The organism is Chryseobacterium sp. SG20098, from assembly GCF_031844745.1.
GTDB lineage: Bacteria > Bacteroidota > Bacteroidia > Flavobacteriales > Weeksellaceae > Chryseobacterium > Chryseobacterium cucumeris.
The window spans coordinates 1,637,103-1,660,266 of the sequence record NZ_CP134622.1 but is presented as its reverse complement, the minus strand read 5'-3'; the positions used below and the strand labels follow the sequence as shown (position 1 = coordinate 1,660,266).

The 23,164-nt window shown below is 35.5% G+C and carries 17 protein-coding genes; 7 read left to right on the top strand and 10 right to left on the bottom strand.

Translation table 11 applies throughout. The features are described 5' to 3' along the window. Positions 1 to 18: 18 nt before the first annotated feature. A complete protein-coding gene (locus RHP76_RS07525; protein WP_288442963.1) occupies positions 19 to 1,161 on the bottom strand; it encodes a 1-acyl-sn-glycerol-3-phosphate acyltransferase in 1,143 nt (380 codons plus the stop codon). A 319-nt stretch (positions 1,162 to 1,480) separates the two neighbouring features. Between RHP76_RS07525 and RHP76_RS07520 the strand changes: the two genes are divergently transcribed. From RHP76_RS07520 to RHP76_RS07490, 7 genes are all read left to right on the top strand, one after another. Next, entirely contained in the window at positions 1,481 to 3,832 is a 2,352-nt protein-coding gene (locus tag RHP76_RS07520) for a type I restriction-modification system subunit M (protein WP_288442961.1), read from the top strand. Between the two features lie 3 nt (positions 3,833 to 3,835). After that, complete coding sequence (locus tag RHP76_RS07515) at positions 3,836 to 5,047, top strand: restriction endonuclease subunit S (protein WP_288442959.1); 1,212 nt, start codon at positions 3,836 to 3,838, stop codon at positions 5,045 to 5,047. 32 nt (positions 5,048 to 5,079) lie between these two features. After that, positions 5,080 to 8,253 carry a sacsin N-terminal ATP-binding-like domain-containing protein gene (locus tag RHP76_RS07510; protein ID WP_311229873.1) on the top strand — a complete coding sequence of 1,058 codons (3,174 nt, stop codon included), beginning with the start codon at positions 5,080 to 5,082 and terminating at the stop codon, positions 8,251 to 8,253. Next, positions 8,237 to 11,260, top strand: coding sequence for a type I restriction endonuclease subunit R (locus tag RHP76_RS07505; protein WP_311229872.1), 3,024 nt, complete (start codon positions 8,237 to 8,239; stop codon positions 11,258 to 11,260). Before RHP76_RS07510 ends, RHP76_RS07505 begins: the two co-directional genes overlap by 17 nt. A gap of 29 nt (positions 11,261 to 11,289) precedes the next feature. Beyond that, on the top strand, positions 11,290 to 11,595 hold the full coding sequence (locus RHP76_RS07500; RefSeq protein ID WP_168237359.1) for a hypothetical protein: 306 nt from the start codon (positions 11,290 to 11,292) through the stop codon (positions 11,593 to 11,595). Positions 11,596 to 11,609: 14 nt separating this feature from the next. Next, a complete protein-coding gene (locus RHP76_RS07495; protein WP_311229871.1) occupies positions 11,610 to 12,518 on the top strand; it encodes a DUF5655 domain-containing protein in 909 nt (302 codons plus the stop codon). 76 nt (positions 12,519 to 12,594) lie between these two features. Continuing rightward, positions 12,595 to 12,852 carry a hypothetical protein gene (locus RHP76_RS07490; RefSeq protein WP_288442946.1) on the top strand — a complete coding sequence of 86 codons (258 nt, stop codon included), beginning with the start codon at positions 12,595 to 12,597 and terminating at the stop codon, positions 12,850 to 12,852. A 194-nt stretch (positions 12,853 to 13,046) separates the two neighbouring features. Here RHP76_RS07490 and RHP76_RS07485 read toward each other — a convergent pair whose 3' ends face one another. From RHP76_RS07485 to RHP76_RS07445, 9 genes are all read right to left on the bottom strand, one after another. Beyond that, complete coding sequence (locus tag RHP76_RS07485) at positions 13,047 to 15,803, bottom strand: hypothetical protein (protein WP_311229870.1); 2,757 nt, start codon at positions 15,801 to 15,803, stop codon at positions 13,047 to 13,049. Between the two features lie 41 nt (positions 15,804 to 15,844). Beyond that, positions 15,845 to 16,873 carry a hypothetical protein gene (locus RHP76_RS07480; RefSeq protein WP_311229869.1) on the bottom strand — a complete coding sequence of 343 codons (1,029 nt, stop codon included), beginning with the start codon at positions 16,871 to 16,873 and terminating at the stop codon, positions 15,845 to 15,847. Next, the gene (locus RHP76_RS07475; protein WP_311229868.1) at positions 16,866 to 17,669 is read right to left on the bottom strand and encodes a fimbrial biogenesis chaperone; all 804 of its coding nucleotides are present in this window, start codon (positions 17,667 to 17,669) and stop codon (positions 16,866 to 16,868) included. The genes RHP76_RS07480 and RHP76_RS07475 overlap by 8 nt, the downstream gene beginning before the upstream one ends. 75 nt (positions 17,670 to 17,744) lie before the next feature. After that, positions 17,745 to 18,266 (bottom strand): hypothetical protein, encoded by a 522-nt coding sequence (locus RHP76_RS07470; RefSeq protein WP_114819220.1) that lies wholly within the window; start codon positions 18,264 to 18,266, stop codon positions 17,745 to 17,747. A 314-nt stretch (positions 18,267 to 18,580) separates the two neighbouring features. After that, complete coding sequence (locus RHP76_RS07465) at positions 18,581 to 18,997, bottom strand: hypothetical protein (RefSeq protein WP_311229867.1); 417 nt, start codon at positions 18,995 to 18,997, stop codon at positions 18,581 to 18,583. Between the two features lie 46 nt (positions 18,998 to 19,043). After that, entirely contained in the window at positions 19,044 to 19,874 is an 831-nt protein-coding gene (locus tag RHP76_RS07460) for a helix-turn-helix domain-containing protein (protein ID WP_120231828.1), read from the bottom strand. Between the two features lie 208 nt (positions 19,875 to 20,082). Further along, on the bottom strand, positions 20,083 to 20,631 hold the full coding sequence (locus RHP76_RS07455; RefSeq protein WP_120231827.1) for a hypothetical protein: 549 nt from the start codon (positions 20,629 to 20,631) through the stop codon (positions 20,083 to 20,085). Beyond that, a complete protein-coding gene (locus tag RHP76_RS07450; RefSeq protein WP_311229866.1) occupies positions 20,628 to 21,881 on the bottom strand; it encodes a phthiocerol/phthiodiolone dimycocerosyl transferase family protein in 1,254 nt (417 codons plus the stop codon). Before RHP76_RS07450 ends, RHP76_RS07455 begins: the two co-directional genes overlap by 4 nt. Next, entirely contained in the window at positions 21,878 to 23,161 is a 1,284-nt protein-coding gene (locus RHP76_RS07445; RefSeq protein WP_311229865.1) for a condensation domain-containing protein, read from the bottom strand. The genes RHP76_RS07450 and RHP76_RS07445 overlap by 4 nt, the downstream gene beginning before the upstream one ends. Positions 23,162 to 23,164 lie beyond the last annotated feature (3 nt).

Here is a 23,164-nt window from a genome sequence, read left to right as displayed (position 1 = left end):
TCTTTATAGTATCCTAAACTAGTTTTTATACTCTTCTTCAACCTTCAGTTTATTCACCAAAGGATTGGCATACATTGCTAAGAAATACTCTCTGGAAACAGGATCTGAAGGATCTATGCGCATTTCAAGTCTGCGGACAAACAACTGTTTTTCCTGTTCCGTATATTCGGAAGCATATGTATTCGTGTTATGGAGCAGATCGTAAGCGATGTACTTGGTTGGCCAAAGTTTATAATTACTGATGATAGAACGGTCAATTACCTGTGCAATGGCCTGCAGCTGTTTGTTTTTATTGTCAATGGTCGCTGCAATTTCATCCAGTTCTTTATTCAGAACATCACCGGCATGAAGGTGAATGCGTTTCTTTTGACCCAGAATTCCGCTGATAATGTTGGTGAAATCTTCATTTTTCCCTTTAATGTATTCCTCATCCCTGTGTTGTGCCAGCAGCTGAGGCATCTTTAAGGAATCTGTGGGATCATACTCATAGGAGATAGAGATAGGAACAATCTTTAAGGATTTAAAATACTCTGTCAGTGGCTGATCTCCGGCTGCCATGGCAAGCATTTTCAAAACACCCTGCTGGGTAGAATCGTTACCGTTTTTGGTACGGCCTTCACGCTGGGCAATCCATACAGAGCGGTTTTCCTGAAGCAGAAGCTCTTTAATATATTCAGACATGGTCTGTGAGCTGGTCAGCTGTTCACGAAGTGGCAGACCTCTTTGTACCAAAAAATTCCGGTTTAGTTTTGCCAGTACGTTTAAGAACTTCTTACGCACAAGATTATCTCCGATGGCAGAAGCCGTCATTACATAACCGCCTTCCAGCAATACCAGATTAAGCAGTGAAGTATCCAGAACGATATCCCTGTGGTTTGAGATGAAAAGGTAAGAGGTGTTTTTGTCCAGCTTATCAAAGCCAGAAGTCGTTAAACCGTCAGAACTTTTTGCAAGGATCTGGCGAACGGCAAAGGCAACAAACTGATGCTGAAAATCACTGATGGAATGAACATTCTTAAACTGTTCCAGCCAAACCTGCTCATCTGTATCAGGAAAAGTAAAATTCATAAAGGCTTTCATCATGGGATCACGGGCGATGCTCTGTAATCTCTCATTCACTTCCTGATCATTGAAATACCGGATTTCATCAAACTTAGACATGCGGTTAGGTAAAAATTAAAACTTTTTGCAAAAGAACGAAAATTTATCGGGGGAGAGGCTATAAAGGGTGTTAAAGTATTATGAAGAGCGTAGGAGTTTGGAATGGCAGAGCTATTATTTTTAGTATACTGAAGGAATTTAATAGAAACAGGCTTTAGTCTAAAGTTAGTGCATTTATTCAGATTCGTACGAAATGGGAAAATGGCCTTTAGTTTCCAATAATAAATAAAAAAGGTTCAGCACTTATTTTACCTTTTACGGTTTTCCTTATTTAGCAGTAGCCACAAAAGTTGTAAATTGTGCTCTTTAAAATTTTTGAATGAATCACGCTGTACACAACAAGCTGGTCTCGTTTATCTGGAGTATTGCAGATGACTGTTTAAGAGACGTTTATGTAAGAGGGAAATATAGGGATGTTATCCTGCCAATGATAGTTCTACGAAGGCTTGATGCATTATTAGAACCTACTAAAAATAAAGTTTTAGAAGAAGCCGCTTTTCAAAAGGAGACTTGGAAAGTTACAGAATATATAGATAAACCACTCGTTGATACCACTGGATATGTTTTCTACAATACTAGTGAATGGACACTCCAAAGCCTTTATGCTTCGGCTACCAATAGCCAACAGATTTTGTTAGGAAATTTCGAAGACTATTTGAATGGTTTTAGTGCTAATGTACAGGAAATCATTAGTAAATTTAATCTTCGATCGCAGATCAGACATATGGCAAACAAAGATGTATTGCTGGATGTGTTGGAGAAATTTACGTCACCGGATATCAATCTTACGCCTTTTGAGAAACTGGATTCTTCGGGAAGAAAACTGCCTGCTTTGACCAACCTTGGCATGGGCTATGTTTTTGAAGAATTAATCAGAAGATTTAATGAAGAGAACAATGAAGAAGCCGGAGAACACTATACGCCAAGAGAAGTCATCGACCTGATGACGCATTTGGTGTTTGAACCGATTAAGGATAAAATTCCATCAGTGATTACCATTTACGACCCAGCCTGCGGAACGGGTGGAATGCTTACGGAGTCTGAACTCTTTATCACAGATGAAGAGGGCGAAATAAAAGCTACTAATACTTCGGTGTATCTTTTTGGAAAGGAGGTAAATGATGAAACCTATGCCATCTGCAAATCAGACATGATGATTAAGGGTAAAGATCCCGAACACATCAAAGTGGGTTCTACCTTGTCTACAGATGAGTTTGCCGGAACGAAATTCGATTTCATGCTGTCTAATCCGCCATATGGAAAAAGCTGGGCGAGTGAACAGAAGTACATTAAAGACGGAAAAGATGTTATAGACAACCGTTTTCTTATCAAGCTAAAAAATTACTGGGGCGAAGAAGAAGTTGTTGACGCTGTACCAAGAAGCAGTGACGGTCAATTGCTTTTCCTTATGGAAATGGTAGATAAAATGAAAGCCGTTACTTCCAAAAATACTATAGGTAGCCGTATTGCTTCCGTCCACAATGGGTCGAGCCTGTTTACAGGAGATGCAGGTGGTGGAGAAAGCAATATTCGAAGATACATTATTGAAAACGATTTGCTGGATGTGATTATTCAGCTTCCTAATAATATTTTTTATAATACAGGAATTACCACTTATGTCTGGATTCTCAGCAATAACAAGCCTGCTCAACGTAAAGGTAAGGTTCAGTTGATTGATGCCGGTGAAATGTATCAGAAATTGAGAAAAAATCTTGGTAATAAAAACTGTGAACTTACCAAACAGCATATTCAGGAGATTGTCAAGTGTTATCTTCAACTGGATGAACTTGATAAAAAAGACACTGGAAATATTGCCAGTAAAGTTTTTGAAAATGCTGATTTTGGATATTATAAAGTAAACATAGAAAGACCCAAACGTTTGAAATCTCAATTTACTTTAGAGAAAATTGAAGTATTGAAATGGGACAAATCTCAACCCGCATTTTCAAAAGAGCTGTATGATACCTATGGGGTGGAAGTGTACGAAGGTTTAGAGAAATACAAAAAGGAAGTTGAAAACTACATAGAAAAGCATGACCTGAATATTAATGCTAAGCAATTGGCAGGTTATCTAAAAAAAGAAAGTTGGAACAAACAGGAGCAGCTTTACCAAACAGCAGTTCGTTTGATGGAAGTATTGGGAACAGAAGTATATACCAATTTTAATGAATTTGTTGCTAAAGTAGATGAAGTTCTGAAGCTGGATAAAACCAAACTTTCTGCTTCCGAAAAGAAACAGATTCTGGATACGGTAAGCTGGTATGATGAAGAGGCTGATAAAGTCATTAAAAAAGTAGAAAAGTTAAACAGTCAAAAACTGTCTGATTTACTGGATTATTTAGGTTGTACGGAAAAAGACTTACCTTATTATGGCTACTTCCCAACAACTAAGAAAGGGGAATACGCCATATATGAAACCGAAAGCGACCTGCGTGACAGTGAAAGCATTCCATTAAAAGATAATATACAGGATTATTTTCTGAGAGAAGTAAAACCTTACGTAGAAGAAAGCTGGATTGCTCTGGATTCTGTAAAGATCGGTTATGAATTAAGTTTTAATAAATATTTTTATCAACCTGTACCATTACGAAGTTTGGAGGAAGTAACGAAAGATATTCTTGCATTAGAACAGGAAGGCGATGGATTGCTGGCTGAAATTTTAAATTTTTAGACGATGCAGCGATACGAAAAATATAAAGATAGCGGTGTGGACTGGATTGGGGAAATTCCGGAGCATTGGAAAGTTTTGCCAGGTTTGAATTTTATTTATGAGAACAAAGCAAAAAACAAAGGTATGATTAGGAACACTGTTTTGTCTTTAAGCTATGGTAAAATTAGAGTGAAAGCAGAAAGTGAGCTTACTGGTCTTGTTCCCGAATCATTCGAAACCTATCAATTAGTAAATGTTGGCGATGTAATTTTCAGACCAACAGATTTACAGAATGATATGGTAAGTTTAAGAAGTTCAATTTCCGAATTTGAAGGAATAATAACAAGTGCATATTTAAACTTAAGATTTAAAGAAAATGCTGACCCTAAATTCTTCCATTATTTTTTTAGAAGCATAGATAACAATAAAATAATTTATGGTTTAGGCTCAGGATTAAGACAAAATATCAGTTATTTAGATTTTAGAAGATTTAATTTTCCTTTTCCTCCTCTGGAAGAACAACAAACCATCGCCATCTTTCTTGACGACAAAACTTCTAAAATAGATCAAACCATTGCCATCAAGGAAAAAGAAATCGAACTGCTGAAAGAACGTCGCCAGATTCTTATCCAAAAAGCTGTTACCAAAGGTTTGGATGATGAAGTGAAAATGAAAGACAGTGGTCTAGATTGGATAGGAGAGATTCCAGAGCATTGGGAGGTGAGAAAGTTGAAGTATTGTTTAAATATTAAAAACGGACAAGATTATAAGCACGTTGAAACAGAATCAGGTTACCCAGTAATTGGTTCAGGAGGACAATTTGCTTATGCTTCAAAATATCTGTATGACGGAGAAGCTATATTGCTTGGGAGAAAAGGAACAATTGACAAACCTCAACATATTATTGGGAAATTTTGGACGGTTGATACAATGTTTTATTCTATTCCCAAGAAAAAGTTTTTAGGAAAGTTTCTTTTTTATTGTTGTCAATGCATACCATTTTCATTTTACAGCACAGCAACTGCATTGCCAAGTATGACACAAAAAGACTTGAATAATCATCCTATTTCCATTCCGCAGTTGGAAGAACAAATCAGAATAGTTTCCCATTTAGAAGAAATAGAAGAAAAAATCGCCAAAGCCATTTTGCTTAAGCAACAGGAAATAGAAAAGTTGAAAGAGTATAAAACGGTGCTGATAGATAATGTGGTGACGGGAAAGGTGAGGGTGAACTAAAAAAAATAAAAACTAATAACCAAGAATAAATTATGACAACATTAGACAGAGATAAAATTATTAAGAACACCGAAAAAGAAGACGAGCGTTCTGACTTAAAACAGCATGCTGATAAAATGCTGAGGGATTTTGAAAGGTTTAATGACTCTTCAGCTACAAGGGCAATTTGGGAACTGGTACAAAATGCTTGTGATTTAACAGAAGAATGCGAAATAATAATTGATTACAGAAATAAAAAAATTGCATTTACTCATAATGGTAAACCGTTCAAAACAAAGTCATTAATTTCTCTCATCAAACAGGTTAGTGGTAAATATGGGGAAGAAGAAATAAAAGAAGTTGGGAAATACGGTACAGGTTTTCTTGTAACTCATTGTTTTGGAAGGAAATTTACAATTGATTCTATATTAGAAGCTGACGGGTACTATTTTCCTGTAGATAATTTTGAAATTGATAGATCTCCTCAAAAATGGGAGGAGCTGAGTGATAATATATCTATACAGAAAAGAAAAGTATATGAGATAATTAAGACACACTCGCCAATTTCTGTAAATAATTATAAAACAACCTTTACATATCTTCCGGAAACACAAAATGAAATACAAAGTGTTGAAAGATCACAACAGGAATTGAATAGCTACATTCCTTTAGTACTAACTATAAATGAAAGGATAAAAAAAATAGAAATTATTTACTCAGAAGAAGAAAAAGTACTTTATGAGTTTGTTTACAAAAAAAAGTTTCCAAATAATGCAGGAATAAATTTGTATCAAACTGAAGTAGCTACAAATGGGGAGAAAGGAATTTTATATAGTTTGCGAGACGAAGAAGAGGAAATCGAAATAATTTTACCTATAAATGAAAATAATGAAGTTTATAAGTTGAATGAAAAAGTGGCTAGGTTATTCTTATATTATCCTTTAATTGGGTCAGAAAGTTTTGGTATTAATTTTATTATTAATTGCAATAGATTTCTTCCAACAGAGCCTCGAAACGGGATTCATTTGAGTAGTAACAAAGATCAGATAAAAGATCAAGAAGAATCCAACCGTAATATAATAAGTAGATGCAATGAGCTAATATTCTCTTTTTTAAAAAGTGATGTATTTGTAGTTAAAGATTCTTTGCATTATACTAACATAAACTTTAATACAGAATCGGAAAATTCTTTACAAAATGAATATTTTAGTGATTTACAGAAAACCTGGAATGATGTAATCCAGTCTTTAAGATTAGTTGAAACTTCCGAAGGATATAAAACTGTTGGAGAAGCTATCTATTTTTCAAAAGACTTTATTTCCGAAGATAATAGTTTAACGGATTTATTTTATGAATTATCTTCCAGATTCTATCCGAATCTTCCTCCAAGAATAAGTATCAAAAAGTGGAGTGAGAATGCACAAAAATGGAATAATGAAAATATAAGTTTTATCGGACATCAAGAATTAGTAGAAAAAATAAGTAATTGTTCATTATCAGATTTTCAACTTAGTAGCCTTTTAAAGTATTATAGATTTTTAATAGATAATAATTTAGAATCTTATTTTACAACTCACTCATTATTACCAAATATTGTTGGAGAATTTAAGAAAATGAATCATTTTATTGATTCTAAAAATCTCAATGATAAAATGATTACTATTGGGAAGGTTCTTATTCCTGAAAAGACAAGTCAGTTAATTCACAAAGAATTTATTTTTGATTTTACATTTAATCAATTCACGCCAAGAAATTTCTCTGATGAAATTAAAAACTGTTTAGAAAATCGTGATTTCTCTAAATCAATTTTTGTTAATAATAGTATTAATGAAGATAATTACGATAGTGAATTGTTTAATTCAGCAGATAAACTTGATTCTCAATTTTTTTATGCGTTGCTTGATGTTTGTAAACTTAATACTACATTAGAATCTACAAGTAAACCTATTAATTTAGTAAAGGAAGTATCAAAATATTATGGACTTAGTGAAGATTTGATAGTGATTCCACAATCAAGCGAAATTGATGAAAAGATAGAGATTAGAACTATTCGAAAAAGTCTTGTAAAAATTTTCTTTAATCTTATTGCTTTACATAATGCTGAATGGGTTGCAAATAATGAGGATTTTCTATTAATAATTCATTCTCTATATGATGATAGTTATAAAGATATTTATAAAGAGAGTAGAATTTATCCAAATCAATTATATGAATTACACCTTTCTGAAAATTTAAAAAGAGACGATAATGTAATAGATGATATAAAAGAGTTGTATTTCGAAGTAAAAAATGAAGATATAAATGAAAAACTCTCTCTAAGGGATTTTAATAAATTTATTTTAGAAGAAAATATTATAAATAATAAATATCTCACCACAATTATTGAAGATGAAATATTCTCAAAGGAAGTTGTTAATATTGAGGAACATGAGAATATTTTCACGATTCTTAAAATAATACCAAAATTGAGCGATAAATTATATCAACAGCTGTTTCCACATTTAAATGAAAGGAAAGCTTCGATTATGATCTCTGTTGTAACAAATGAGGAAAAAAAGGAAGATATTTTTGCAATCGTAATGCTTGAAAGTGATAAATTAAAAAGTATTGGAAGGTTAATCGCTAATCCTAATTTTGAAGATATACTATTTAAAGCATCAGAACTCTTAGTAGATGAACATCAACAAAAAGCAAACTTTCAGTTTAAACACAAAATAGGAACTCACATTGAGAAAGTTTTACGTGAACATTTGCAATCAATATATGATCCTAATGATATTATTTATGAGGTAAAAGAAGAACAGGACGGACAAGATATCATTATTAAAATTAAAAATGATATAAAATACTATATTGAAGTGAAATCTCGGTGGGATAAAAAATCATCAGTACGTATGTCAAAAAATCAAACTTTAACAGCTTACGAAAATCAGGAGAGATATGCACTTTGTTCAGTGGATATGACAGATTATTTTGAAGATGACCGTTACGAGGTTAAAAATATCAATAATATTGTGTATGCTATCAGATTTATTACTACAATTGGAAATGGTGTTGAACATCTTATTAGTGTTTTAAAACAAACTAATGAAAAAGAACAGATCCATCTTGACGGCGATTACAGAACATTGATACCTCAAGAAATTATTGAAGAAAGTGGGATTGGATTTGATGAATTTGAATCTTACTTAGTTGAAAAATTAAAAACTCATGCAATCACAAACTAACGAATTCGCCCTAGAAACCGCCATAGAAAAAGCACTCTGTGGTATTTCTACAGAAGATATAAAAAATGGAATTGTAGCAGATTCAAATGCTCCTTACAACGGTAATGGTTACTATATTGGAAACCCTGGTGACTTCAATGCAAAATATGCTTTGGATGAGGTTCGCTTTTGGGACTTCCTTGAAACCACGCAAAAAGAAGAGCTGGAAAAACTAAAACGCCAGTCGGATTGGAAAATTAAAATTCTTGACCGTTTCGATAAGTTGGTCAAAAAATATGGTATTTTGAGACTGCTTCGTAAAGGTCTGGCAGTTGATGATGCACAGTTTACGCTTTTTTATGTAGCTCCTTTACAGAATAGCAGTCAAAGTATTAAAGATAATTTTGAGAGTAATCAGTTTTCTGTTACCCGACAATTAAGGTATTCAGTTGCTAATCCACTAGAAGAAATAGATATGGTGATTTTCATCAATGGTATTCCTCTTTCTACTATAGAACTCAAAAATCCATGGACAGGACAAAATGCTAAAGTACACGGCGTCAATCAATACAAATATAAACGGGATACAACACAGCCTTTGCTCAATTTCGGAAGGTGTATTGTTCACTTTGCCGTAGATACTGATGAGATTTATATGACCACCAAATTGGATGGTGCTAAAACCTTTTTTCTTCCCTTCAATCTCGGTAATAATTTTGGGAAAGGAAATCCACCCAATCCTTTTGGTCATAAAACTTCTTATTTCTGGCAGGATATTTTACGCAGAGATAGTATTGCCAATATTATCCAGCATTTTGTCAGATTTGACGGCAATGAAAATGATGCTTTAAACAAAAAGACTTTATTTTTTCCAAGATATCATCAACTGGATGTAGTCCGAAGATTAATGAAGGATACTACTCAAAAAGGAGCTGGAGAAACCTATCTTATTCAGCATAGTGCAGGTTCGGGTAAATCCAACTCTATTACCTGGCTGGCGTACCAACTTATAGAAGCTTATCCTGAAAATGAAACGGTTGCAGGAAATAAATCAACCAATCAGCCGATTTTTGACTCTGTGATTGTGGTAACAGATAGACGGTTATTAGATAAGCAGTTGAGAGATAATATTAAAGAATTTTCTGAAGTTAAAAATATTGTAGCGGCTGCATATAGTTCTGCTGACCTAAAAACCGCATTGGAAAATGGCAAAAGAATTATAGTTACAACAATACAGAAATTTCCCGTTATCGTAAAAGATATTGCTGATATGAGCAATAAACAATTTGCTGTTATAATTGACGAAGCACATAGCTCACAATCCGGAAGTTCTGCTGATAAATTGAATGAAGCTATTGGAAATAAAGGAGAGGATCGGGACTATGAAGATTATCAGGACAAAATCCTTCAGGCGATGCAGGCCAGGAAAATGACTAAAAATGCATCTTATTTTGCCTTTACGGCAACCCCTAAAAATAGTACTTTAGAAAAATTTGGAAAGAAACAGGAAGATGGATCCTTCAAACCTTTTCATTTGTACTCAATGAAACAGGCTATTGAAGAAGGATTTATTTTAGATGTCTTAGCTAATTATACAACTTACAAAAGTTATTATGAATTAGAAAAATCTATAGAAGACAATCCGTTGTTCGATACCTCAAAAGCTCAAAAAAAATTGAAAGCTTATGTGGAAAAACATAAGCAAACCATTGGTACGAAAGCAGAAATAATGCTTGATCATTTTACAAGCTCAGTGGTAAATACAAAAAAACTGAAGGGAAAGGCAAAAGCAATGGTAGTGACACAAAGTATAGAATCTGCTATTCGATATTATAAGTCGCTAACTGAACTGCTAATGAAGAAAGGGAATCCTTTTAAAATTGTGATCGCATTTTCCGGAACTAAAACAGTAGATGGTATAGAATATACCGAAGCTCAAATGAATGGTTTTGCAGAAAGCGAAACTAAAGATAAGTTTGATGAAGATGAATATAGAATATTAGTGGTTGCTAATAAATATCTTACAGGATTTGACCAGCCTAAACTTTCTGCTATGTATGTAGACAAAAAACTGCAAGGTGTTTTAGCTGTTCAAACTTTATCAAGATTGAATCGCTCTGCCAATAAATTAGATAAGCGAACAGAAGATCTTTTTGTATTGGATTTCTTTAATTCTGTAGAAGATATTAAAACTTCTTTTGATCCTTTTTATACTTCTACTACATTAAACAGTGCAACAGATATTAATGTATTACACGAATTAAAAGACAGTTTGGATGATTCAGGAATCTATGAACAAGCAGAAGTAGAGAATTTCAATGAAAAATATTTTAATAAAATTGATGCACAATTCTTAAGTCCTATTATCGATTTGGCGGCTCAAAGATTTATTTCAGATCTGGAATTAGATGATAACCAAAAGGCAGATTACAAAATAAAAGCTAAACAGTTTGTAAAGATTTACGGACAAATTGCAGCTATTCTTCCTTACGAAATGATTTCTTGGGAAAAACTTTTTTGGTTTTTAAAGTTTCTTATTCCAAAATTAAAAATTGAAGATAAAGAGCAGGATGCTTTAGACCAACTTTTAGAATCTGTCGACTTATCGACGTATGGTTTGGAAAGAGTGAAACTGAATACTTCTATATCTCTGGACGATTCTGAAACAGAGTTAACTCCTCAGAATCCAAATGTTAGAGGTGCACACGGGGAAGCTGAAAAAGACGAATTAGAAAGGATTATTAAAGGGTTCAATGAAAAATGGTTTCATGGTTGGGAAGCTACCCCTGAAGATCAAAGAGTCAAATTTATTTCTTTAAGTAAATCAGTTCAGGCACATCCTGATTTTACTATGAAAGTTGCCCAAAATACAGATGAACAAAATAGAGATCTGGCATTGAAAAAAATTCTTGATGAAGTAATGTCTCAACAAAGAAAACAGGAACTGGAGCTTTATAAATTATACGCTCAGGATTCGTCTTTTTATCAGGCTTTTTACAATATGATCAAACAAGCAGTTAATATTTAATACTCCACATTATAATTTAAACTAATAACATGAAAACCAAAACTGACTCACTTAGATTAACAACAGCTAATCCTAAAAAGTTGATTGAAAATTTATTTGATAAAATAGATCATAATAAAATTCGTAGTTGGGAATACGATTCTGATGAGTTGCTTTCTCATAAAGGAGCACAGTATATTGATCATTTTTATTTTAAGTATAGTATAGACCAGAAAAAGGGAATTTTAATTTTTGATCTATATTCTGATGGAAATCAGTTTGCAGAATCCAGAGCCATTCAGTTATTAGAAAGAATGCTTAAAGAACATTTTGGAGAAGATTCCGATATAATTTAACAGTATATAATAAGATGTATTTATATAATATAGATCAAAAAAAGCTAAAAAACTTAGCAGAGAAATCATTTAAGCTTGAAAAAGATATTCAAAATGTTTTTGAATCTAATCTCGAAACATTAACGAATTGGAAATTTATAAAGTCTGAGTTTACTATAAAAGCGAACAGAATTGATACCTTAGCTTATGATAGTGAAAACAATTCTTTTGTTATTATAGAATATAAAAAAGACAGACACTTTTCCGTAGTAGACCAAGGAGTTTCGTATTTAAACCTAATGCTGGAATACAAAGCAGATTTCATTGTTGAGTATAATGAAAGCCAGAATGAAACCATTAAACGTGCAGATATTGATTGGTCGCAGTCGAAAGTTGTTTTTGTGTCTCCTGCTTTTACAGACTTTCAAAAACAGGCTTCGAACTTTAAAGACTTACCAATAGAGCTTTGGGAAATTAAGCAGTATGAAAATGATATTATACTGATTAATCCTATAAAAAAATCTAAAGCAGCTCCTAATATTAAAGAAGTTAAATCTGAACAAAATTCTGTTATAAGTAAGGTAACCAAACAAGTAACTGTATATACTGAAGACTTATATCTTTCGGGTAAAAATGATTCTGTAATTGAACTTTACGAAAGTTATAAGCAAGCAATTTTAAACTTATCTTCCGAGTTAGAAGTACATCCCAAAAAATGGTATATCGCATTTAAAGCAAAAACAAACGTTATTGATATAGAAGTTCAAGCCAATTCATTAAAAATGTGGATCAATCTCAAAAAAGGCAATCTTGATGATCCTAAAAATATTATGAGAGATGTCTCAGATCTTAAAGGTCATAATGGAAATGGAGACTATGAAATAATTGTTAAGGATACAGAAAATCTAGAATATATTATGAGTCTTGTGAAGCAAGCATTATAATATTGTTGTTGGAAATTAACTATTTATTATACTTTGATTTAAGCTTATATTTGAGTAAATATAAAAACTAAATATCATGGAAGAATATGATTACATTATTGTCCAAAGTGTATTAACTAATGAAAGAGGCAAACATGGGCCAGTTCACATCAAGCCTCTTCCTGATCAAGATCCATATTTGGAAACAATGTTTGTACAATGCTCTAAAGTATTATCTACTGATTTTCCTGTAGGAACAAAATTTAGAATAAAAGCTAAAATAGTCTATCCGAAAGAAAAACGCCCTTTTGCTTCCAGCCATTACACTTGGCCTTTTGAAGTAATAAAAGATTAAAAAGTTAGATAAATAACCTCTTCATATTATATTGAAGAGGTTATTTATTAATATTAAGATATTGTGTTTATCCCTCCGATAAATAATATTTTCAAACTTACATATTAATATAGATAAGTTTTGATAAATGTATTGTTCAATATTATCCTTTGAAACGGTGTTTCTTTATAAAAAAGATTTTGTATACATTAGTTTTAACTTCCAAACTTCTTCACCCTAATCACCTTCTCCCTTACCTTAATCACAAAAGGCTCAAGTTGTACTATTTTCCCGGCTTCCACTTTGAAAGTATCTGTAGAGCGTTCGCAATAGGTATTGGACGGCAGAGAGTTTTTATTCAGTTCAATCCTGTAATTTCCGGAGGGTAGGAAAGAGGCAAATTCCCCATTGTCATCGGTGATGATATGATGTACTAACTGTTCGTTTCGGTAAATATTGAAAAGAATACCTCCGACTTTGGGCGTGAAATCTCCTGCTGTTTTGGTGTCAAAATCATAGGTTATTTTTCCCTGGGTCGTTCCGTTTTGATGAAGAGGGATCTCAAAAGAGTAGTGGTGTTTGTCTACGGTAAATTCGGTTTCATCATAATACCAGCCTTGCTGGATCACCTGTTTCAGGGCATACTTTCCATAAGGGATAGAACGGTAGCTGATAGAGCCTGACGGGTCGGTTTTAAATGAAATATTGTTGAGCATAATGAGATAGCCAGCCGCTTCTTTGTCGCCTTCATCATAGATATTATTTTCGTTCAGGTCATAATAGACAAATGCTTTGATATCACCCTTTTTACCCGGATCAAGGGTGCTGTTTCTAAGGTTGACGGTTACACCGGCTTCCACGGTCAACAGATTATTGGTGAAACTTCCTGCAGTATAACTGAAGTAGGATGAGTTCAGGTACAGAGCATATTTTTCCCTTGAATACTTCAGGTTCATAAAGCCGGAAGGCGATTTTCCGTACAGAACATCATCCGTATAAGAAACCCCTGAGGTGACATTCAGCTGACGGTTGAAGAAATTTTTATTCACAAAAGCAGAAAGGGAAAGCTTTTTGTAAGGAGTGTTCTGGTTCATCATTTTTGAAAAAGCATATTCGGAAAGGAAATAACTTCCGTGCTGATAGATCCCGTTCACGGTAAGCCATTTGTAGCTGTAAGTTCCGCTTGCCTTCATCTGAAACTGCTGTTTGTCGTTGTCGGGATATTGAACCAATCCTGTTTCCATGCTTAAGATGGAGGAGTGTTGCTTATCAGGGCTCAGCCAGGTAAGGTATTCCGTAAAACGCTGGGCTTTTAGCTGTTTTGTGTTCTCATAAGGCTGGGCATTGAAGAAAGTATTATAAGAATTGGAATTTTCTTCCTGATACTGGTAGCCAAGTCCCATCCCGAAATTCCCTTTTTTAGGGAAGTTGATTCCTGTATCCAGTCTTAGATTGCTCGAATTCAGGGTGTTGTCGTAAAAGTAGAACTTGGGTGAAAAATGGGAAGCCGTAATGTTGGCATACACATTATGGTCTTTGAAAATCATGGTAGAGAAATTCTGCTGAATCTGCAAAATTCCCCTTCTGTTTCCGGGATAATAATCTGTGCTGTAGAAATAATTTCCGTTCAGATTCACCTTTTTAATCATTCCGGAATATTGTGATTCCAAAGCGAGGGAAGGTTTTGCAGGCTGGTTGTTTTCGTAGAAACTTAGTCCGCCATACACCTTGGTGTTGGTTCTCCAGTCTTTGCCGAAAGCATACTGAAGATCTGTTCCCGCTACATGATGTCTGGCTTTTTCGTAAGGATCATCCCTGAAAATATATGTTCCGGAGAGATTGCGGGAAGCATTTTGAGCCCCAAGGGTTCCTCTGGTGTAAAATCCATAACCATATTTCAGAAAAGAATTTCTTTCGATCAGGCTGTAGGTCTGGTCTACAAAACCTGCTTCAATTTTTTTGTCTTTATCCGGAGAAGTGTAGGAATATTCCAGCCCTCTTCCGAATAGAGAAAGTTCCAGTAATTTATTGATGTTTCCGATGGTGAATTCACTGTTTTCCCTGTGATAGGTCAGATAGGTATTGTTGACAATGGGATCGCTCTGGTTCTTCATGGTATAGATATTCCCCCGGATGAAAATATATCCTGAAGGAAGGTTGAAACCTCCGGAACCTACCAATTGATACATGTCCAGGTTTTCTCCGGCATGCCTGTAACTTGCCGTGATGGTATTCCGCGTAAAGTTGGAAAAAGCAGTGGATTCCATATCCTCATAACGCTGCACCGAAGAAACATTCTGGACGGAAACACTGGTATTACCGAATATTTCTCTGTCCGGCTCTCTGAAACCTGCAATATTAACGGAAATCTGAGTGCTTCGGGATCTGATTCTGGAAGGCAGAAAACGGAACACAAAGACTGAATCTTTCTGCACGCCAATACTTCCTGTTTTCTCTATAAAAGCATTTCCCTGCTCTGCTTCCGGAATTTTAAAGACAACCGTTACATGCTGCTTTCTGTTTCCAAGATTGGAAACCCTTGCCCTTACTTCTACCGAATCGGTAGCCTTATTCACATAAATCAGAGGAGTTTCTGCCGTGATGCGCATGGCATTGTTTTCAGTAACGGTGTAAGGTATTTCTTTTTCCGCCATTGTTTTATTCTGCTGGTCAGAAAGACGGAAAGCCATACGGGATTCACCCGAAACGGCATTATTACTGACTACAATTTTTACCGGAATGAAAAGATGTTCACCGGATTTCATTTCGACCTGAAGACTGTTGCCCGAAATATTTCTGAAACCTTGAGGAATCGTAATGTTTATTTTTCCTTTGAAATCATTTGTGCTTTGATTGTCAAGGACAATGATCAGATCCAGAATGCCTGTTTTATCTGTTCTGGATTCATTACGGATATCAAGACTTATCCCGGAACTGCTTTGCGCCGGAATCCATATCTGAAACGAAATCAAAAAAATGAAAAAAATTTTTTTGAACAGGTCTTGAAGCATGGTTATTGGGGGATAATCTCGTATTGAAGAGTGGTGGAATATTCTTCCGATTTGGCATTAATCAGTCTTTCATCATTGGCTTTGGTGGAATATCTGATATCGTAATATAAGCTTGAATTTCCGGTGGAGCCTCCAGTCGCAATAAGCTGGGAAGAAGCACTCAGCAGAATAGGATATACATTCCCATTGTTTCCAGAAACGGGGATGAGATTCATTTTTACGGTTCCTAAAGCAATGTAGTTTCCGGCCGGAGAGCTGAACTGCCCCTGAAGAGAACGTAATTTGATCTGGTAATTGGTATTGCTTTTTACAATCAGTCCATTGGAATAGGTGACACTTACTCCGTTGATATAATCCGGCATACTTTTGAATTCCAGTGATCCGTTGACTGCTTTTGCGGAAAACTGAAGCGACATTTCGGGTACATCGGTCGGAGTTCCGCTGAGCGTTCCGATGTGAATCTGGAAATTATGATCAGCCCTGCCGATAATATTGTTGTACTGGTCATACGCTGTAAACTGTACCGGAGCGTTAAATCGGGTCCAGGAAGGGTAGCTTCCCAGATAAGATCCTCCCATAACGGTCAGGCTGTATTTTACCTGCAGGTTATAATAACCGTTGGGCTGTGGGGGCTGATTGTACAACGCTGCATTGGACTGTGGAATTAAAAAGACTTCCTGGTTGGCCTGAAGAAAAGTATTTAACGGCATTCCGATCTGAGGAATGGTGGGCACAGGTCCCGGATAAGCCTGTCCTGAAGTGGAAACCGGTTGAAATGATATTTTGTTGGCAGGCATTGTATAATTTCCGTCCGTAGAAGTGATAGGCTGCTTCAGCTTCATGGATATTTTCCAGTAAGGAATATTAAATGCGCCGTTACCAGCCAGCGTAAAGGTATAAGCATCGGGATTGGTATTTCCGCTGTAGGAATTAATCTGCAGGTAACTGTTCACCCAGGAGTTGTAATTGATCTGTGAGAAGCAGTTCAGGGAAATCAACAGAAAGAAACAGAAGAATTTTTTACTATTCATAGCTGAAACTTAATTCTCCTAATTCCAGATTGTTGTTGTCTCCATAATCAATCATTACAGAAGCGGTGTACTTTCCTTTTTCAAGGCTTGCCGGAAGAGCGATATCCATTTCTCTTTTATTTCCGGGCATAGAGTAAAAGATAACGGGATCCAGTGATACTTTTTTTCCGGTTTGGGTATTCACAAAGTCAGTGTATATTTTTCCGTCACCCCATACATCGCCCTGATTTTCAAAAAAGAGGTTGATTGTATTGGTTGTTTTTCCGTATACCAGATTCTGGATTTCAAGTTTTTTCGTTTTGGCGGCAGGCAGTTTGTGGAATAATTTGATTCCTGAACGGATGCTTACCTTGATGTTGGCGCCTTTATGATCCACATCATCTACCGGATTCATCTGGCTTACATACAAAACAGCCGTATGGGTAGACAGTTGATTGGAAAGTGTATTAGGAACGGTAATAGTAACCTCAATATCTTTTTTTTCTCCGGGAGCCAGCGTGAAGTAATTCTCCTCTTTTTTGACCGAAACCCAACTTGCGCAGGAAGTGGGAAGGGTATTGGCGGGATACGTTACATTCTCACCTTTGCCGTCATATTCCCAGTCTCCTAAACTTACAGCCAGATCCAGAGAATTTTTGGCACTTACATTCGTTACCGTTATTGTCTGGGTATTGCTGTTTCCGTTTCCTGACTCAAAGTACAGTCTTGGCGGTGAAACCGAAACCCCTGTTTGTGCATATCCGTGAAAAGATGATAGGAAAAGAAGACTGAAAAGGAGAAGAGAGAGTCTGCTCATGACGGAGATTAGTTTTTAAGTGTTGATAAAGTGCTGGGGTAGGTACAACACTTTATCATTACAAAATGATGTCTATTATTGAGAAATAATGGTATACGTAAGTTCAGTAGTGTATACTGTAGGATCTTGTCCGGCAATATAATTGTTCAGGTACTTATTATCTCCGGCTCCTTTGTATTCAATGTTAATTTTTTTGTCTACCCCTCCTGTAGAAGAAGTTACCAAAGTAGCTTCGTTAGTTGATAATTGTACATTCTGAGCATATTGAGCACCGTTTACAGCGTCAGAACCTGCGCTTGCTTTAATCTGGATGGTGTTAGCCTGGATGTTTTTACCTCCATACTCTAATACATCGTTACCGCCTCTTACTTTTACCTGGAATCCTCCTGTGCTGTAAATGCTTAAATGATCTGCGTTTACAGAAGATACACCGTTGGCATAGTCATCTTTAGTGATGTAGTCTAAATTAACGACTTTTTGAGCGTTGTTAACAACAAGCGTCTGGATAGGCTTAAGTCTGACATTCAGCGTTACATTTTGTGCCTGTAATGTTGAGAATCCAAGGATAGCAAAAGATGCTAAGATAAAATTTTTCATAAGGTTAAAGACGTTTTTTTGTATTAATTGTTTTTAAAATTGCGGATGCAAAGGTAAATACAAAGAACATCAGGATCTTTGTGAAAAAATACTTATTATTTGTGAATTTTTACGAAGAAACAGGTACGCACTGATCAGTACTTTTTATGAATAATTACATAAAAAGTATCATTTAAATGTTGATAAAATCACCATAAAGTGAAAAGAATGCTTTATTAATCTTAAACATTAATTTTACTTAATATATAGGGAATGAATAAATCGCAAGATTGTTATTCAGTGCATAGTTATTTTTTCAGGCCTTGCTTTATTTTTTACTGAGAAATTAGAGTTAATATTAAAAAATTTTCATCGTCACTTTTGTTAACGCTTAAATTTTCCATAGCATTTTCAATCTCATGTTGGATAGGATATTGCTCCTGAACCACTCCTTTAGAATGGTTGATAAGAGGATATTCTTCAAACTTTTCTCTGTTGCTTTCGGAATTACCGATTGTACTGCGATATTCATTATATTTTGCATTCAGCTGAAACCCTGTCGGACTTGAGATGGTTACAGACTGAACCTCCCGGAAGGAAGCTTCGTTTCCATCGTCCGAAAATCCTGAGCCTATAGCAAGCATCTGTACCGGATAAAGCCTTACATTAAGCCTTAAACCGTCTGCTGCCTGGGCAAATGATTTTGTAATAGCAAAATAGAACAAAATGAATATAATGTACTTTGCAAGCATATAACCTGTATTTTTCCCCAAAAGGTTACTTATGTAAATATACAAATTATTTCATTTCTGAGGGATTTTTTCCGGTATGTTTTTTAATAAAATTGGTGAAATTTCCTTCATTGCTGAAACCCAGATCATAAGATATTTCAGAGATGGTGGAATTTGAAAAATTCAGCGCTTTTTTGCATTCAATAATGAGTTTTTCAATGATGATATGCTTGGCTGTTTTGCCCAGTACATACTCTGTCATCTCGGTAAGTTTCCTTGAAGAGATATTAAGTTCTTCCGCATAGTAAGCCACTTTCTTTGCCTTTTTGTAATCTCTTTGCAGCAGAATTTTGAAGCGGTTGACATAGTACATATAGTCAAATTTGATGTCCTTTTTGATTTCTTCGGTGGGAATATGTAAAAGGGCATCCAGCATTAGCCTTTCTATGGCATTGTGGGCAGCAGATATATACAGGCTTTCATCCTTTTTTCTGAAACTTTCCATACGTTCCAGGAATATCACTCTCATCTGTTCTGCATTGAAGAAAGGAGCAATAAATATTTCAGAATTATAATTATAAAAAAGCTGTGAATTGATAAAAAGGCTGTCTTTGGTTGATCTTTCATAAAAACTGGATGAAAAAGCAATGGAATACACATCTGATCTTTTGGTCTCCCCAAAAACGATTTTCTTTTGTGGTCCAACAAAGGCAATATTTCCCCCTTTTAATGGGTAGGGAACATTATCTATCGTTAACTGGATATCTTCCAGAATGATATAGATACAAAAATATTCCAGGGTATTGAATTCTCTTTTGTTGTTATTTCTATTGATAAGGTAATCTAAACGATTGATACTGAATCCTATATTCTTTAACTGATCCGTTATTTTGTACATACATTGTTAGTCATTCTGTCCAAGAAGAATTCTTGTAAATTTTTCATATAAATATAAAAAATTTACCAAATATCTGGTTTTAAAGAAAAAAATTAAGTAAGTCTTTGCTTAAAAATACCCGGTGACCTTATGATCATCCGGGCATTGTTATCTTTTTTTTGATTTTAATAAAATGATATACAGTGTTATAGCTGCTTTTGTTTAAAAATCATGAATTTACCTCTGCTGGTACTGATTTCACTTTGCACATCCATCTTCTCAACCTCCAAACCGGCAGATATACAAAAATCACTGACAGAATTCCTGCCAATGTTCCCACCACGACTGCCATTGCTGTGGCGTCCAGTTTATAATCTTTTGAGAAATTATATTGTCCTATGAATAGGAGAGATAAAACTAATAGTCCTGTAATCAGACCGTGTACGATGCTAAGCCTGGTCATGAGTTTTTTAATATTCAGCTGTTCATCTACCGTAAACTCTATCGCTTCCTGGCTGGCGGCATCCGTTACTCTTTTGATGATATCAATGGTGAGAACTACCGGAAGGAAGATGGCCATCGGCAGGGTAAGACGGGCCAGATTTTGGGTTCCTGAGAAAAAATGCGTGTAGCCTAATTCTTTGAAACTGGCATAGGCAATAATGAAATTAAAAAATACATTCGGAAGGACATAGTAAATCGTACGCTTAATGAGAAAGCGTTTGAGGGTGGTTTTCTTTATAGGTTTGGGCTTCGGAGGTTTTATTTTAAATTTCATAGAGAGGTGGTCAAAAGCTCAATGGCTTTATCTTTTATCAGATGAGCTTCCTCTTTGGGAAGAAAATTTTCATTGGACATGAAGGTGAAATCCATCTGTTGGTTGTATGTACTGGTGACTAACGTATTAGAGTTCAGCCATGGGAAAGCCACGGTAGGGCTAAAGACTGTTTCCAGATTGAAATTTTTATAATCATTCGGGATATTTACCTTTCCCATATTGGATAAGGTTACATCATGTCCGCCTTCACTGGATTTCAGCATGTTGATCATCCGTTCCACAACAGGATGCATATGTTCACCCATCCACAGAAGTTCACGGGCTTCCAGCTTGTTGATTTTCTCAATAAGATCCTTTTTGATCTCTTTGGCATTACTCAGAACATCCTGGCTGCCTTTTTTTAAGGAAAGTTCTACCGTTGGGGCAAAAGCAAACAAATGATCATCTTTAATTTCCGGGATAAAATGACGTACATCTACAGGACTGATTACCTTACCTTTGGCGCGGTCTCCCTGAACATCACGAAACGCCTGCATCACCGAAGAACAAAGTAAAGCATGCACAGAAATTCCGTTGGCTTTACATTTTTCAGTGATCAGTTTGGTGTCCTTTGGAGTCATTTTCCAATGAATGGCGTAGTTTTTTCCCTGATTTCTCTTTTTACTTTTCTTCTGTATGGAAAAGAATATTTTAGCAAACAGAAGGTAAAGACCGGCTTTATATTTTTTTATTCCGATGTTAAAGTCCGAAGGCAGGAAGTCATCAACAGATTCAAAAGCAACATAAGGAATTAACGGACCATAAGGATTGTCCAGTAAGCTTAGAAGTTCACGTAGTAAAGTGACACCGGTGGTCCCATCGGATATACAGTGAGGCATAATCCAAAGGATTTCGGAAGTACCCTGTCCTTTTACCCATACTACTTCGGCAAGTGGTTTTTTGGGAGTTTCAAAAAGTTTAAACCATCCTTTTTCAGATTCTTTAAACCAATCTTCGTCTGTTTTACGCTCCACAATACGAAGGGGAATAGGTTCAATATCTCTTTGTCCCATAAAAAAAGGGTAGCGCCCTTTGTTATGATCAATATTGGTTCTCAGAATAGGATGCTTCTGTTGGATTCTTATTAAAGCCGTTTTAAAATTTTCTTCAGGAATTTCTCCCTTGATTCTTGCTGTATAAATACAATTTAAAGGTGTTTCCGGATCTACATACATGATCCTTTCCACCATCATTAAAGGTCTTTTGATCATGATACTGCAGTCTGTTTTATTTGTGATTGAATTGTTCTGATAACTTCATCACGGATGGCTACTACTTCAGTATGAGGTATATAACCTTCGCTTCCCATGATTGAAAAATCCATCCTTCCACGGTAAGTAGAAACCACCAGAGTTGTGGTGTTTCCGAGCGGACCAATGACTGACGGACTGAAGATGGTCTCTACTGTAAACTCTTTATACTCATGAGGAATCTGAAGTGGTCCCAGATTAGAAAACATACAGTCGTTGGAAGATTTTCCGTTCTTTAAAAGCCTTGTGAAACTTTTCAGTGCATCATGTCCTGACTCCATCACCATCATGGTGATATAAGGATCCAGTTTTGAGGCTTTTTGTTCTACAGATTTCTGCATGGCACGGAGATTCTCTGTGAAGCTTAGCTTTTCATCCAAGGAAATCACAATCATCAGCCCGAAAGCGAAGATATGATCTGCTTTAATCTGTTTGGCAAAACGTCGGATGTCTACCGGGCAGGAAACTTTATTGAAAGATTTTTTACCTCTTACTTTTTTAAATGAATGTAACAATGCAACACTCAAAAATGTATTGACAGTAACTTCCTGCGATTTGCAATAAGCGATCACTTGCTGACTTGTTTCCTCATCCAGTTTTCCATGGATCAGATAGTCATTCTGTCTTTCAACAGGTTTTTTGTTTACCGGAAGCCATTTGATGGCAGTAGCAGCAAGTCTTCCGATAAATCTGGCTTTCAGTTTCTGTCTTCTGCTGTTCAGAATAGGGGAAGGAACCACATCCTGAATTCCCATTATGGGATTTTCTATCCCGATATCGGCAGACGGATTGTCCAGAACGATAAGAAATTCTTTTAAAAAGGCCATTGCAGAACCACCATCGCAAAGACAATGGTGGAACGCAAACAGCATGTCAGAAACGTCTTCCCCTCTGATCCAGATAAACCGGATCAGGGGAAATTTTTCGTAATTAAAAGTGGTGTTCCATTCTCTCCTGGATTCCTCCTGCCATTGATCTTCACTTTGTCTGGTGACGATTCTTACAGGAATAGAAACAGGTTTTTCAGGAACATTAAACCATGGAATATTTTTTTCATCATGGCTGATCAATGCTCTCAGCCATGGGTGTTTATTTTGGATTCGTGCCAGAGCCTGCTGGATATCTTTTAAAGTAAAGGTACCTCTCAGTCTGAACGGAATAACTGCGTTAAAGGGTTCTGAGCCGTCTCCCAATAACATACGTTCTCCAAATAGCAATCTTCTTTTAATAGGTTGATTCATAGG